Origin of the sequence: Methanobacterium sp. (assembly GCF_038562635.1) — an archaeon.
In the GTDB taxonomy this organism is placed as follows: Archaea; Methanobacteriota; Methanobacteria; order Methanobacteriales; family Methanobacteriaceae; genus Methanobacterium_D.
On record NZ_JBCFBO010000001.1, the window covers coordinates 302719 to 317247 of the forward strand.

14 protein-coding genes are annotated in these 14529 nt (G+C 32.9%); 3 read left to right on the forward strand and 11 right to left on the reverse strand.

Going from position 1 to position 14529, the window contains the following annotated elements; genetic code table 11:
• Positions 1-30: 30 nt before the first annotated feature.
• The 3 genes from pyrI to AAGU07_RS01465 all read right to left on the reverse strand — a co-directional run bounded on the left by pyrI (position 31) and on the right by AAGU07_RS01465 (position 2336).
• Entirely contained in the window at positions 31-495 is a 465-nt protein-coding gene (pyrI, locus tag AAGU07_RS01455) for an aspartate carbamoyltransferase regulatory subunit (protein ID WP_048082664.1), read from the reverse strand.
• Between the two features lie 398 nt (positions 496-893).
• A complete protein-coding gene (locus tag AAGU07_RS01460; protein ID WP_342457442.1) occupies positions 894-1856 on the reverse strand; it encodes a TIGR03885 family FMN-dependent LLM class oxidoreductase in 963 nt (320 codons plus the stop codon).
• Positions 1857-1892: 36 nt separating this feature from the next.
• The gene (locus tag AAGU07_RS01465) at positions 1893-2336 is read right to left on the reverse strand and encodes a DUF2267 domain-containing protein (protein ID WP_342457443.1); all 444 of its coding nucleotides are present in this window, start codon (positions 2334-2336) and stop codon (positions 1893-1895) included.
• A 235-nt stretch (positions 2337-2571) separates the two neighbouring features.
• Between AAGU07_RS01465 and AAGU07_RS01470 the strand changes: the two genes are divergently transcribed.
• Positions 2572-2946 (forward strand): hypothetical protein, encoded by a 375-nt coding sequence (locus tag AAGU07_RS01470; protein WP_342457444.1) that lies wholly within the window; start codon positions 2572-2574, stop codon positions 2944-2946.
• Positions 2947-3019: 73 nt separating this feature from the next.
• Here the strand turns inward: AAGU07_RS01470 and AAGU07_RS01475 are convergent, their stop codons facing one another.
• A complete protein-coding gene (locus AAGU07_RS01475) occupies positions 3020-3433 on the reverse strand; it encodes a PepSY domain-containing protein (protein WP_342457445.1) in 414 nt (137 codons plus the stop codon).
• A gap of 402 nt (positions 3434-3835) precedes the next feature.
• Positions 3836-4465, reverse strand: a complete 630-nt coding sequence (locus AAGU07_RS01480; protein ID WP_342457446.1) for a tetratricopeptide repeat protein — start codon at positions 4463-4465, stop codon at positions 3836-3838.
• 174 nt (positions 4466-4639) lie between these two features.
• Between AAGU07_RS01480 and AAGU07_RS01485 the strand changes: the two genes are divergently transcribed.
• Positions 4640-5002, forward strand: coding sequence for a DUF5518 domain-containing protein (locus AAGU07_RS01485; RefSeq protein ID WP_342457447.1), 363 nt, complete (start codon positions 4640-4642; stop codon positions 5000-5002).
• Between the two features lie 673 nt (positions 5003-5675).
• Here AAGU07_RS01485 and AAGU07_RS01490 read toward each other — a convergent pair.
• The 5 genes from AAGU07_RS01490 to argC form a co-directional block, all read right to left on the reverse strand.
• On the reverse strand, positions 5676-6896 hold the full coding sequence (locus tag AAGU07_RS01490) for a preprotein translocase subunit SecD (RefSeq protein ID WP_342457448.1): 1221 nt from the start codon (positions 6894-6896) through the stop codon (positions 5676-5678).
• Between the two features lie 813 nt (positions 6897-7709).
• A complete protein-coding gene (locus AAGU07_RS01495; protein WP_342457449.1) occupies positions 7710-8924 on the reverse strand; it encodes a preprotein translocase subunit SecD in 1215 nt (404 codons plus the stop codon).
• Positions 8921-9763, reverse strand: coding sequence for a protein translocase subunit SecF (locus tag AAGU07_RS01500; protein WP_342457450.1), 843 nt, complete (start codon positions 9761-9763; stop codon positions 8921-8923). The genes AAGU07_RS01495 and AAGU07_RS01500 overlap by 4 nt, the downstream gene beginning before the upstream one ends.
• 12 nt (positions 9764-9775) lie before the next feature.
• A complete protein-coding gene (locus AAGU07_RS01505; RefSeq protein WP_342457451.1) occupies positions 9776-10270 on the reverse strand; it encodes a flavodoxin in 495 nt (164 codons plus the stop codon).
• 228 nt (positions 10271-10498) lie between these two features.
• Positions 10499-11509 carry an N-acetyl-gamma-glutamyl-phosphate reductase gene (argC, locus tag AAGU07_RS01510; protein WP_342457452.1) on the reverse strand — a complete coding sequence of 337 codons (1011 nt, stop codon included), beginning with the start codon at positions 11507-11509 and terminating at the stop codon, positions 10499-10501.
• A gap of 738 nt (positions 11510-12247) precedes the next feature.
• On the opposite strand from argC, the gene AAGU07_RS01515 reads away from it, so the two are divergent.
• Positions 12248-13255, forward strand: a complete 1008-nt coding sequence (locus AAGU07_RS01515; protein ID WP_342457453.1) for a transglutaminase-like domain-containing protein — start codon at positions 12248-12250, stop codon at positions 13253-13255.
• Between the two features lie 372 nt (positions 13256-13627).
• Here the strand turns inward: AAGU07_RS01515 and argB are convergent, their stop codons facing one another.
• Positions 13628-14509: an acetylglutamate kinase gene (gene argB / locus AAGU07_RS01520; protein ID WP_342457454.1), complete on the reverse strand. Its 882-nt coding sequence runs from the start codon at positions 14507-14509 to the stop codon at positions 13628-13630.
• Positions 14510-14529 lie beyond the last annotated feature (20 nt).

The following is a 14529-nucleotide window of genomic DNA, read 5'->3' on the forward strand; positions in this document are numbered from 1 at the left end:
AAACACCTGAAAAAATGGAGAAATAGATAGTTAAAATTGAGCTTCAATTTCGTCTTCTTCCATGATCCGTTCACAGTAATAGCATCTTAAAACCACTGGTTTTTTGCCTGTCACAAAGAATTTTATTTGCACCGGCTCATCTGTATTTGTTATACAGTTTGGATTAGGGCATTTTAATATATCTTTCACCTTATCTAAAAGATGCACTTTACTTTTTTCTACAATTTCATAGTCTCGGATTATATTGATTGTAGCAGAAGGTGCTATTAATGCTATTTTATCAACTTCTTTAGGGGCCAGTTCTCGTCCTTCTATTTTAACTATATCTTTACTGCCCATTTCTGATGATAAAACATTCATAGCAACGGTTACTGTAGTTTTTTCATTTGGTAATTCAAGTATTTTAAGAACACTTAAAGCTCTATTTGAGGTTATATGGTCTATAACTGTACCATTCTTTATTGGCTTAACCTTAAGTTCTTTTGGCGTTTTCATGTTATACCTGCAGTAATTTTTATTTTAAAGCTCATATACAATTGAATACACGTTTAAGTCATATATATTATAAAATGATTATAATAACATTTATTCAATGTATAATTGATGTTAATAATAAATTGGTATGAGCCTTATTAATTATCTATATCTAATAAAAATAGTACCCTTTTGCTTATAAATTTTGTTTTTATAAAAAAATTCCATACCTGGACCTATTTAATTTAATTAAAGTTAAAGTACGCTCATGTCTGTGATTATCATAAATTATACTTCATTTAAATTTTTTTTATGGGAATTATCTTAAAACCATTAATTTACTTCAGATATCTTCATGGAAATTTATTTACATAATCTATTGGACATGAGCATTGAAGTAACTTAGTTTAATGTTATAACTATCTGATCTGCAAAGCAGGGATCACATGCTGTCCAAAATCTTCAATAAACTTTTTTTGACTTCTATTTACATTATGAATATAAATATGCTCAAATCCAAGCTCAGCATACTCTTCCAGCTTTTTTATGTGATCTTCAATATCTGCTGAAATATACACTTTTGCATGTATATCATCAGGTTTAACAAGTTCAGATGCATCATCAAATTGTTCAGGTATCTTTAATTCTGTTTGAACACGATTTTTAAATGCATTGGTTTTCCACTGTTCCCATGCACCGTTTAATGCTTTTTCTTCCGTTTCATCATAAGATAACTGTGCCTTAAGGTATATAGGGTTTCCCTTTCCACCGCCCCTATGAAATGCTTTTATAATATTTTGAAGTTCTTCTTTAGGCTTTGAAGTTGTAATTAACCCATCTGCCCATCCCCCCATCCATTCTGCAGTTTCAACTGAAATTGCTGACCCTATTAAAAGAGGAGACTTTTTAGGCCGTGTATAAAGAGTGGCATCCTCAATATTTATATATCCCCGGTATGTTACAGTTCCTCCTGACCAAAGAGCTTTCATAATAGCTGCAGACTCTTTTAAACGTTCATTTCTTTCAGTTTTTGCGGGCCATCTTTCGCCTGTAATTCCTTCATTTAGTAATTGTCCACTTCCAACTGCTATCCAGAACCGGTCTGGAAACATTTCACCAAGTGTAGCTGCTGCCTGAGCTAGTATAGCAGGATGATATCTTTGCCCTGGAGAAGTCACTACTCCAAATGGCATTGATGTAGCGTTTAACGCTGCACCAAGCCATGTCCATGCAAATCCGCATTCTCCTTGATTTTTGCCCCATGGGTGAAAATGATCTGAACACATGGCTGTGTTAAACCCTGCTTTTTCAGCTAATTTAACCAGATTTAATAATTCACTTGGTTTAAATTGCTCATGGGACGAATGAAAACCAATTTTCATATTTTTCACATACCAAAAAGGTTTAATTATTTTTAATCATTTTTTTGAAGTTGAAGATTTCCATAGATTCTGGATATCTTTGGGAAGATTAGATCTTACCTGTTTTATTTCTCCAGCACCACCAAGCCTATTTTCTAATAAGTGAAATACAGCCCTAGTAGCTTCTTCAGTTTGTATTGGTCTTTTAGGTGTTTTTTCCTGTACTTTCTGGAAAAATTCTTCCCTATTTTTTATTTTATCAGGCTTGTGTCTTGTACTGTATCCCTCATAATAAATTCCCTTCATAACCATTGGAAGCTCATCTCCAAGTTCTATAGCTTCTTCAAGAGGTAATCGATCTCTTAATGTCTGAATAACAGATCTAAAAGCTATATAAACCATGTTTTCGTCTTCCCATCCCAGATCATCTTGCATTTCATGCAGCCATTCCTTTGTTTTTTGTGTAGACTTTTCTATTGATGAAAATGCAGCCTTAACCATTTATTATCACTCCTAATTATTTTCTTCAAAAATTCTATGAATTTTTGAGACATCGAAAATTTACAATTTTCGATAGTTAAAATTTCAAATCAAGAATGCATTATTAATATTTTTAATTCGAATGTAATAAAATATTCTGTTAAATTAATAAAAAGATAAGTAAATTCAAAATGTTTATACTTTAAAGTAAAAATAAACTTCAAATAATTTTTAAATACTTAAAGAGGGCACCTAAATGGAAAATGAGAAAGAACTAAAAATCGAAAATCAATTTGATTTAATCTGTCCAGAATGCGGCGTTGGAAATTTAAATGGAGCCAAAAATTGTTTGGTATGTGGTAAAAATCTTGAGGACACTATTATATTTTTAGAAGATGACTCTTTTGACTTAGAAATTACTAAAGATGCCATTATAGAATACAGAAAGAATTTTTGGGGAACAAATAGAACTGGGAAAGTAAATAAATATAATTTAAATAAAGTTGAAAATGTTGAATTTGGCCCGTCTTCACGTTTTATTTTTTCATATAATGAAAAAAGAATCGTTTTACCCCTAAAGGAAGAAAATTTGAAAAAAATAAAAAAAATAGAAGAAGTTTTAAATCTTTAAAGACACGTAAAACTTGTTTTCCAGGTCTGCATCAGATTAACATATGTCCCATCTATGATTTATTCTGTATGTTTTATCCCAGTCTTGCACCAGTTTGAGCATCTATAGAAATACTAACTCCTTCTTTTTCGCCACCCGAATTAATAATTGGTACATTCCACACTAATCTTCCATCGGACCATGTATTAAGCGTTGGGGTACCAGTATATGCGCCAGATTCTAAAATATATGCTTGAGCAATTTTTTTTGCCTGTTGAGCTGACACGGTAGTATTTGTATTGTTAGTGCTGTTGGTTGTAGAATTTGTAGAATTAGTTTCATTATTCACCATCGTGGTGTTATTCTGCGGTGATTCATTTTGTGGAGGGTTACTGGACACATTTGATGTATTATCGATTGGACCTGTATTTTGTGCGGCTATATATATTCCCGCAATAGATATTACAATTAAAGCTACAATTGCAATCACAATTCCCTTGTTATTCACTATTTCACCTCTTTGTCATTTAATATCTTTATTTCCTATGTTAAAAAAATTTCCAATTTTTTTACAATGAAAAATAAGAAATTTTTCACATGTTAAAAAAATTTCCAATTTTCTTGCAATTTTTAATTGCAAGTTTGAAAATCGACTTCGATTTTCAATTTTTACAATGAAAAATAAGAAATTTTTCATATATTAAAAAAAAGTATTGATGATAATTTTAGTTTATATCAGTTATAAAATAAATATTTGAATAAAAACATGTTAATTTCTTATTTAAAACTCCCAATCATTCTTTAAATAATCTTTAATCTACTAAAAATTAAAATACTTAAATTAAACTCATTTAATAGATTAATCTATCTTTTATTTAAAATAGTCACATATAAAAAAATAAATAAACTATTATTCATCTTTTTTCTGACTTAAAAGCAGTTTAAGATCAAAAATCATGGCCCATGCTTCTTCAACCTGTGAAGAAATATCTCCAGATGCAAGTTCTATAAATTTTTCCAGACATTTTATGGCCTCTTCATAATTACCCATAAATTTAAGAACAGATCCTTTACCTGCCCATGCTTTAGCATCATCTGGATTCACTTTTAAAGATTCATTAAACGAGTCTAGTGCTTCTTCATATCTAGTAAGGCTAAAAAGAACAGTTCCCCGATTATCCCATGTATTGTTATCTTCAGGTTTAATATCTAGTGCCCTGTCAAAACAGTTTATAGCCTCTTCAAATCTTTTAAGGGCTGCCATTGAAACTCCCATATTGGACCATGCCTGAAAATCATCAGGTTTCAAATCAAGAGATATTTCAAAACTCTCTATAGCATCAGAATACCTTCCAGCACCTGAAAGGGCAACTCCCCTGTTGTCCCATACTTTCACATCATTTTTATTTAATTCTAATGCTGAATCATAACATATTAATGCTGCAACATATTCTTTTTGCATTAAAAGTCTATCTCCTTCGTTGACCCATGATTCAAATGCCTTTATATCCTGAATATCTCCATTTTCTAAATTTGTCATTGATCATTTTTTTGATCTTTATTTAACTTAAATTTTAATCATTAAATACTAATTGAGCATAATTGGAGTTAATCAAATTATTGCTTAAAAATTTTCATGTCATTTATCATACCTGCAATATGAGCTAAAAAAATATTTATCATAAACTACAAATAAAATAGTGGAGATAGAACTATGATTGATTGGAAAGCCGTTATTATCGGATTTTTTGTGTCTCTCGTCCTTGGAACGCTGCTCAGCTTTGTTATTCCTGTTGTGGGCGGGCTGATTTCATCACTTGTTGCAGGTATACTTGTTGGTTATATTGTTAACATTAATTTAACTAACGGTGCTGTAAATAGTGCTATTATGGGCCTTTTAGGTGGATTAATAGAATCAATAATCATCATTATATTAGGTGCGGCCTTTGCAGGGATCATTGGACTGCTTGTTGCAGCTCTTGGTGTTATCGTAGTTTTAGTGCTTACCATAATTCATGTGATAATCGCTGTAATTGGCGGTGTAATAGGGTCTGCAATTAGGGGAAATGCATATTAATTATTTCCTATTTTCAAACTAAAATAAGTATTTAAATGCCAAATAAAATATAAAATAGTTTTTTTTAATTGTATTGCAGTTAGATTAAGCTAAAAACAAAATAAAACCCTGCAAAATCTTCGATTTTCGGTTCAAGAAACATAGCAATCGAAAACTCCGTTTTCGATGCGTCAAAATTGAAAATTTTGACAGTTTCTTTCAACCTCAAACACATTGTGTTTGGGGCATGAGAAACTTTAAAAAATCAAGGATTTTTTAAGCCTACAAAAACCAAAGGTTTTTGTGGCCGAGGAAATTAAACTAACAAATCATTAAAAAATCTCTGATTTTTTATGCGTAAAAAATGCATAGCATTTTTACAGCTTTGATTTGTTGCCCCGAAATCATAGATTTCGAGGGTTTCCTCCGGCAAAGAAAATGCTACGCATTCTCTCCTGCTTCGTTTCTCGGCTACAAAACTTTCAGTTTTGTAAGCATGTAAAAATTTTCAATTTTTACGGTTAAGGAACTCTGTTCCGTAAACATGTAAAAAATCTTCGATTTTTTACGACCACAAAACCGAAGGTCTTCAAAATCTATGATTTTGAGACCAAGAAAACGGAGTTTTCTTAGGTTTTGTAGGCACCGAAAATCCCTCAAATTGAGGGATTTTCAAGTGAAATAAAAAAAATATTTACGCATCTTTTACAACGAATTTCTCCATAAACTTCGCATAAACAGGTCTTGTTACGAAAATTCCAATTAAAACCCCAAGGATTGTAGTGATTGCAAAGTTAGAAAGAAGTCCAATTCCAGTTAAACCTCTTGTTATCCCTACATAAAATAGCGGGATCATTGCAGCAATTAAAGTGGCTGCTGAAGCATATATAATAAAGAAAGCACCTTTAATTTTGAGATTGAGTCCTGTCCTTCTTCTTTTTGAAACTTTACCCCTCTTAAGGACCTCATCAGTTATAATGATCTGGTCGTCTACTCCCGTACCTATCGCCGCAATAATACCTGCTATGGCAGCTAAATCTAACTCTACACTATGTGATATAGATATCACGCCTAAAATGATGATAAGTTCTGCAATGCTGGTGAAAACTATAGGCAGTACCAGTATAGGCCTCTTATATCTGACAAATACTATAAGGGCAACTACAATTAATGCCAGTACACCTGCCATTAACGCTCCAGTTCTGAACTGATCTCCCAGATCTGCAGATATTCCCTGTATTCCTGCAATATTAACAGATACTGGCAATGAACCAGACTGCAATACGGCGTAAATTTCTTTTGCATGATTTTCTGCATCTGATTTTGAATTTGCAGGAATCTGTACCTGTACATCAGGTTGAGGTACACCATTAGCAACATCAGGATTTATTTCTGGCGAACTAATCAGCTGATCATCCAAGTAAAAATCTACGGGTTGACCAGCTTTGCCATTTGCTGCTGCTGCAAATTTCTTAGCGCCCTCAGTTGACAGAGTAAATGGAACATATGCAGTATTTCCTATGATCTCATATGTTTTGACACTAGTTATGTCTGAACCTGTAATAACTGTCTGGTTGTCTATTTTTGCTTCAAATTTACCGGGCTTTCCAATAAGCTTTGCAACCTGATCAGGCTGAACATTAGCAATTTCAACAATGACATCCTGATCTCCACTAGCCCTAACTTTAATGTCTGACACTCCAAAAACGTTAAGACGCTTATCCAAAACAGTCGTAACTGTACCCATAGTAGTTGTATCAACCGGATGTTCCAGATGTATTTGAACTAGAGAACCGCCCTTTAAATCCAGCCCTTGAGGCACTCCATAGATTGAAATTGAAGCTAAACTTCCGATTAAAAGAACGATCAGTACAATTACACGGTAATCCTTTAAAAAATCTGTAATATTGCTCATTCATGTGCTCCTTAATACTTAATTTAGAAGACAATTAATAATTCATTTATTATCGCCAAAAATGAGGTATATTCCCCAATAATTTTTGTTTACATGCGAAAATTTTCAATTTTCGCGGTTGCAAAAACACAGTTTTTGCAAACATGCAAAATCGAAGTTTACAAACCTTAAAAAATCTCTGATTTTTTATGTAGAAAAATGCAAAGCATTTTTCTAACTTTGGTTTGTGCCCCAAACACACATTGTGTGTTTGATAGTTTCGCGGTTGCAAAACTGTCAAAAATTTATAAATTTTTGATACCTGCAAAAACCTATGGTTTTTGCGGCCGAGGAAATAAATTTCCTCAGGCGTAGAAAAATGTTGTTAAAATCTCTCAAAACCGCAGGTTTTGGAGCGCGAAACTTTGTTTCGCAAGTTTCAATTTTGACACCGCGAAAATCAAAGATTTTTCGCATGCTATGCATTTTTCTCCAGCTCTATTTTGCAAACAGAAAAAATTACCCATTTAACTGTATATTTCCATGAATTTTCAATTATATCTCCTGTTTATCTTTCCTTGAGTTAGTTTAACACACTAATCTTTATGAAAATATTATTTTATATGTTATAAATGTTTCCATTTACCGGGCTGGTACTATTTTAAATAGAAGTAATAATAACGATTTAGAGCCAATTCTAAAAATATTTTAGATATTTTGAAAGTATTAAACCCCTAATTATGTTTTATTTAAATTATAACCATATCTCATTAAATTAAGTTAAAATAAACTGGTAATTCACTTAAATTCAAAAATAAAAAGGAAAGAGTATTTTTACTCTGTTACAACAAATTTTTCTATGAATTTCGCATACACAGGCCTTGTTACGAAAATTCCAATTAAAACACCAAGGATTGTGGTAAATGCAAAACTTGAAAGGAGTCCAATTCCAGTCATACCTCTTGATAACCCCACATAAAGCAGTGGAATCATTGCAGCAATTAACGTGGCTGCTGAAGCATATATAATGAAGAAAGCACCTTTAATTTTAATGTTAAGTCCAGTTCTTCTTCTTTTTGAAACTTTACCTCTTTTAAGGACCTCATCAGTTATAATGATCTGGTCGTCTACTCCCGTACCTATCGCTGCAATAATACCTGCTATGGCAGCTAAATCTATCTCCCAGTGTATAATTGAAGCAGCACCTAAAATGATGATAAGTTCTGCAATACTGGTGAAGACAATAGGCAGTACCAGTATAGGCCGCTTATACCTGATGAAGATTATAATGGCAACTACAATTAATGCCAGTACACCTGCCATTAAAGCCCCATTTTTAAACTGGTCTCCTAACTCTGCAGATATACCCTGTATTCCTGCAATACTAACTGATACAGGCAATGAACCAGACTGTAAAACTGCTTGAATACCTTTTGCTTCATTAACTGCAGCATCTTTTGTGCTGTTACTACCAGTTATTTGTACATCTGTTGTTGGCACGCCGTTAGCAACGTCTGCACCTATTTCTGGCGAACTGATTAATTGATTATCAAGGTAGAAATCTACAGGCTGCCCTGCTTTACCCTGTGCTGCTACAGCGAATTTTTTAGCCCCATCTACAGATAAGGTAAACGGTACTTCCCAGTTGTTTCCTGTAACACTGTACGTTTTGACACTTACTATGTCTGAACCTGTAATTACTGTCTGGTTGTTAATTTTGGCCTCAAATTTACCTGGTGTTCCAATGATCTTTGCAACCTGATCTGGTTGAACACCTGCAATTTCAACGATGACATCCTGATCTCCACTAGCCCTAACTTTAACGTCTGACACTCCAAAAACGTTAAGACGCTTATCCAGAACAGTCGTAACTGTACCCATAGTAGTTGTATCAACCGGTTTTTCCAGGTGTATTTGAACAAGTGAACCACCTTTTAAATCCAGCCCTTCAGATACCCCATATAATGAAATTGATGCTAGGCTTCCTACTAAAAGAACGACCAGTACAATTACACGGTAATCCTTTAAAAAGTCAATTACGTCACTCATTTGCGGCCACTCTCCATGTACCATCTAAGGATTCCAAGGTTCATAAGCCATGTCGCTATAACATCGGCAGCAAGTCCTATCATCAAAACCTCCGCAATATTCTGCAGAGTCGCTGCAGATGGTATGAAGAATAAAACTATGACATATAGTGCTACCATTGAACCTATAGCTGCTGCAGCCATTGTAAATCCTGTTTTCATAGCATTTATAGCTCTTTCTGTAATTGTTCCTTCCCTACGCTTCAGTACACGCGTGGTAAGCAAAATATCTGTGTCTACACTGTACCCGATAAGCAGGAGTAATGCACCTACCGATGCAAGTGAAAGTGGTATTCCAAACAGGGACATTCCACCAGCTGCTATAATAATATCCGACAGTGCAGCAAGAATAACCGCCATAGAAGGTACAAAATTCCTGAACACTATAAATACAGTTACAGACATGAAAAGAAATGCAAATATAAGCGTGTATATTATTTGTGTTAGAGCTGCTGAGCTAAGTACTGCCCCAACAGATCTATAACTTAATATAGTGGCTGTTCCATTCAGGATATTTGTAAATGTGTTTGCATCTGCTTCTGTTCCAATTGTTACAGTAGCTTGATTGTTGCTGAATGAGTTTACAGTCACATCACTCGTATTCAGTCCAGTCTCTATCATGCTTTTCAATTCATCCTGACTTATGGACTTTTGAAGCTGCAAAGTGGTGATAGTACCACCTTTTAAATCTACACTTTCGTTTAAACCATTTGTCGCTAAAATAGCCACTGCAATTATTGTAATGATTATGGGAACTGCTATTAATGGTTTATATGATTCCATCAATGTTTCTATTTTCATTAAACCTCCCCATTATGCTCCATAAATTTTTAAATCCATCTCTTCAACCGTTTTTTTCATTTCATCTTCTATTTCATATGTTTTTTTACCGGCAGTTTTAATTAAGAAGGATGTTATCATTCTTCCGCCTCTAACTTCAATTTTCTCTTTCATCCTCAAAATGGTGTTTCTACCTCCTGACCCTCCAAGAGTAGCAAATAAAATTACATCTTTACCTTGAAAATCGCACTTATCAATAAGGGTAATTACAGCAGGAGCAGGTTTTCCTGCCCATACTGGCGTTCCAATATATACCAGACCATATTCATTTAAATCAACCGTCTGTGGCTTAATATTTGTTTTATTTTCTCTCATAGCATCTAATGATGCATTTATATAATTTAGAGGCCCCGACCTCTTTTTTAAATCTTCAATTTCAACAGTATCTGCTGAAACTTCTTTTGCAAGAGTATTAGCAACCCTTGCTGTCTTTTTAGTTCTGGAATAATATAAAATAATAGTTTTCATTCAGGACACTCTCTTATATCAATATTATTTTACATAGTTAACTTAATATTATTTTCGCATTATTAGTTCACTTAATATTTTTTAACTTAATAAAGGCCATTAGTTATATAATTAAATTAATCAATGATTTGTTATTAATTTCAAGTATAATAATAATTGATCCTGATAATATAATGTTATAATAACTAAAACTTAAGTTATTTAATTTATTATCTTGACTTAAAAAGTTTATGGATGTAATCCTGTAACATCCAGCGACTTTTTCTCATCAAATCCAAACATTATATTCATATTTTGAATTGCCTGTCCAGATGCACCTTTAACTAAATTATCAATAGCTGATACTATAATAATTCGTCCATTTGGATCTATCTGGAAACATCCAATGTCACAATAATTAGATCCTCTAACTGCACTTAATCTTGGAATTTCATCCATATCAACAACCCTCACAAATGGCTCTGATTCATAAAAAGCATCATAAATCTCTTTTACATGCTCAGAGGTTACATCTTCTTTTAAAAATGCATGTGCAGTTGTTAAAATGCCCCTTATTACTGGAACAAGGTGTGGTGTAAATGAAACCTTAACATCCCCAAATTTAGATACTTCCTGTTGAATTTCAGGCATGTGTCTGTGGGTTGTAACTGCATAAGGAACAATATTATCACTGATATTTGGATAATGGGTAGCCCCTGTAGGTTTAATTCCAGCTCCACTTACCCCCGATTTAGAGTCAAGTATAATTGCATCTATGAGTTTTTCTTTTGCAAGAGGTAATGATGCTAAAATACCTCCTGTTGGGAAACATCCAGGATTTGCAACAAGTTTGGATTTCTTTATTTCATCCCTGTACACTTCTGGAAGCCCATAAACTGCATCAAGTGGAGCGGAATGTTCGATACCATACCATTTCTCATAAACAGCCATATCATCAAATCGGTAATCTCCACTTAAATCCACAACTTTAATGCCTCTTTCTATTAACTCTGGAACTATATCCATAGATGCCCCATGAGGAGTAGCAGTAAAGACAAGATCTGCATCTACTTTTTCTGCAGGGATATCTTTAAATTTAATATTTTCTCCCCTTAAATGAGGATGTACTTTTGATACATTAATTCCTGCATATTGTCTGGATGTTGCAGCAACTACATTTACATTATTATGATATTTTAAAAATCGCAGGAGTTCTCCTCCTGTATATCCACTTGCTCCTATGATGCCTACATCAATCATATTATCTTCACCTAAATGATTTTAGTTTAATGTTTATATTATAAATTACGATTATATTGAATGACATAATATTTGTCCATTCACTATAAAAAAACCTTGAAATAATTATATATTTGAAGTTGAAAGAAATATATTTTCCCAAAACATTGGAAAACGTTTTATAAACTGTTAGAAATCAAAGCCGTTGAATCTAAAGTAATGGTTAATTTGTCAAATATTGAAAATAATTATAATCAAAGAATATTGATTTTAAATAATAATTTATATCAAATTTAAAGTAAAATTTAAATATATTAAACATGGCAAAGCTCAAATCTTTAATTATTAGATATTTCTTTAAATTATATATCTTTAAAATATAAATATTCCTGGCAAAATTTTATATTCTTCACATACTCCTAAATCATTTTTCTTTAAAAAGAAAAATTTTGTATGATTAAACAATTTTTGTACTGATATATCTATAATATTTATTTTTTTGATCAAAACATGTTAATATTATCTTAACTTTTTCCTAAGTTTTTAAATCTTATTATTTCACTTTCAGTGTATTTTAACTTCCACATGATTTAAGTACATCTTCACAGTATTTTATGGTTTTTAAAAAAAGCATTTAAATCGCTTTAAATTAAAATTAAACTTTTTAGAACGCTTTGTTTACACTTTTTTTTCGAAAGATTTATATGGTGCGATACTTAAGTAGTGCCACCCAGAAGAATACATTTTAAATGTATTCTTATGTTGGGGATCGGAGGCGGTATAATTAATAGTAAGCTGTTATTCGCAGTTATGTTAGTGACAGCTATGTTACTAACGGGTATTGCTGGCGTAAGCGCAGCAAATGTGGGACATACAGAAACTAAACTTAATAATTCCCACATCGTATCTGAAAAAGTTAATTATAACATAATTAACATAAAAGGTACAAATAAATCGGATATAAAACAAAATAAATCCGATAAGGCTGTAAAATATATTAAAAAAACAGCCAAAAATAAACAAATGAAAACACTAAATAAGAACACAACGAAACACAAAGTACACAAGAAGCATTGGATACACAGTAAAAACTTAACAAAAACCAATAATACTGTATATCATTATATAAATAGTAGTACAACCCACAAATCAACTAAAACAACAAAGACATTAAAACATAAAGTTACAGCGAATTCAACCAAAAACACAGAACTTCAGGCGGCTGCAGGAGAACCAAAGAAAATCAAAAAAACTACTTCAAATACAAGTGGAAAATATCTGGCAGCAGGATCACCCTCAACTGTAAAAGTACCTAAATCACTACGGAAGTACCTTAAAGCTACTAAACACTGTCAGGTAAACAATGCAAGAATTAAATCACTGTCAAAAAAGATAACCCGAGGGAAAAAGACACAGAAAGCCAAAGCAGTAGCTATATTCAACTGGGTGCGAAATAAAGTGGGTTACAAATTTTATTACAATACACGAAAAGGTGCAGTTGGTACATTAAATGCCAGAAGCGGAAATTGTGTCGATACAGCTCACCTGTTAATAGCTCTTGAAAGGGCTGCAGGTATACCAGCACGATATATTCACGCTAAAGCTAAATTCAGAAGCGGAAAATGGTATGGCCACGTTTGGGCCGGAGTGTATGTGAATGGAAAATGGTACAAAGCAGATGCTACCAGTTCCAGAAATTCATTTGGTGTTACTAAAAACTGGAAAAGAGCAATAATAAAAGGTAAATATGCGTCTTTACCATTTTAAAATGTGTTAATCAACCTATTAAAAATCATAGATTTAATGCAGCAAACACGTAAACACAAAGTGTTTAGTGTATCGAAAATCCTCTGGATTTTCAGGGCCTGCAAAATCTACGATTTTGCGGTTCAGGAAATTGAAAATTTCCTTCAACGTGTAAAAATCTTTGATTTTTACGGCCACAAAAACTTCGTTTTTATGAGCACCGAAAATTCTACGAATTTTTGAGCGTTTGAGGTAAATATGCGTCATTGCCATTTTAAATAGGTAAGTGCGTTTGCCTTTTTCCTATTTTTTTTAAATTACTTAAAAATAGGCTTTCAATAACTAATAAAATTAATTCTTTCATATATTAAAAAATAAGTAAATAATTGAAACTTAAGATTTAATCATAGTTCCAATTCCTTTTTTAGTAAATATCTCAAGTAAGACAGAATGTTTAACTCTGCCGTCAATTATATGGGCAGATGAAACCCCATCTTCAATAGCTTTAATACAAGTCATTGTTTTAGGCAGCATTCCTTCTGTTATGGTTCCATCCTTGATTAACTCTTCAATCTCATCAATTTTGATTTTTCGAATAAGTGACTCAGGATCCTTTGGATCTGCAAGTATTCCCGGAACATCTGTCAGTATAATCAGCTTTTCTGCATCCATTTCAGAAGCCATGTCCCCTGCAACGGTATCTGCATTTAAATTCAGGGTTTCTCCATTATCAGCAACGCCAATAGGTGAAATTATTGGGATATAATCATTTTTGGTGAGTACATTTACTATCTCAGGGTTTATAGACCTAATTTCACCTACAAGCCCTAGATCCACAATTTTCTTTTCGCCAGTTACATTATTTATTACTTCATGAGGGGCTTTTCTGACGGCTTCTATAAGCTTACTGTCTTTTCCAGATATTCCTACTCCATTTCCACCGTGCCAGCCTATTCTAGATACAATTTCAGTGTTTATTTTACCTACAAGGACCATTTTAACTATGTCCATGGTTTCCCTATCTGTTATTCGAAGTCCTTCAATAAATTTTGGTTCTTTTCCAATTTTATCCATGGCTCTTGAAATTTCAGGCCCTCCACCATGCACAACAATTGGATTCATGCCCACGTACTTCAAGAGCACTGTATCCCTTGCGGTGGAGTCCATAGCCTTTTCATCGACCATGGCGTGTCCGCCATATTTTATAAGAATCTTCTTTTTATGAAATTTCTTTATGTAAGGCAATGCCTCTATTAAAATGTTAACAGTTTCCATTTTATCCCATTTTTAGTTAT

Coding starts and splice junctions, on each gene's coding strand:
- AAGU07_RS01490 (WP_342457448.1), bottom strand. CDS start 6,896: ATGAGCAATATTACAGATTTTTTAAAGGATTACCGTGTAATTGTACTG.
- AAGU07_RS01515 (WP_342457453.1), top strand. CDS start 12,248: ATGTTGGGGATCGGAGGCGGTATAATTAATAGTAAGCTGTTATTCGCA.
- AAGU07_RS01480 (WP_342457446.1), bottom strand. CDS start 4,465: ATGACAAATTTAGAAAATGGAGATATTCAGGATATAAAGGCATTTGAA.
- AAGU07_RS01505 (WP_342457451.1), bottom strand. CDS start 10,270: ATGAAAACTATTATTTTATATTATTCCAGAACTAAAAAGACAGCAAGG.
- pyrI (WP_048082664.1), bottom strand. CDS start 495: ATGAAAACGCCAAAAGAACTTAAGGTTAAGCCAATAAAGAATGGTACA.
- AAGU07_RS01495 (WP_342457449.1), bottom strand. CDS start 8,924: ATGAGTGACGTAATTGACTTTTTAAAGGATTACCGTGTAATTGTACTG.
- argC (WP_342457452.1), bottom strand. CDS start 11,509: ATGATTGATGTAGGCATCATAGGAGCAAGTGGATATACAGGAGGAGAA.
- AAGU07_RS01500 (WP_342457450.1), bottom strand. CDS start 9,763: ATGAAAATAGAAACATTGATGGAATCATATAAACCATTAATAGCAGTT.
- AAGU07_RS01470 (WP_342457444.1), top strand. CDS start 2,572: ATGGAAAATGAGAAAGAACTAAAAATCGAAAATCAATTTGATTTAATC.
- AAGU07_RS01460 (WP_342457442.1), bottom strand. CDS start 1,856: ATGAAAATTGGTTTTCATTCGTCCCATGAGCAATTTAAACCAAGTGAA.
- AAGU07_RS01485 (WP_342457447.1), top strand. CDS start 4,640: ATGATTGATTGGAAAGCCGTTATTATCGGATTTTTTGTGTCTCTCGTC.
- argB (WP_342457454.1), bottom strand. CDS start 14,509: ATGGAAACTGTTAACATTTTAATAGAGGCATTGCCTTACATAAAGAAA.
- AAGU07_RS01465 (WP_342457443.1), bottom strand. CDS start 2,336: ATGGTTAAGGCTGCATTTTCATCAATAGAAAAGTCTACACAAAAAACA.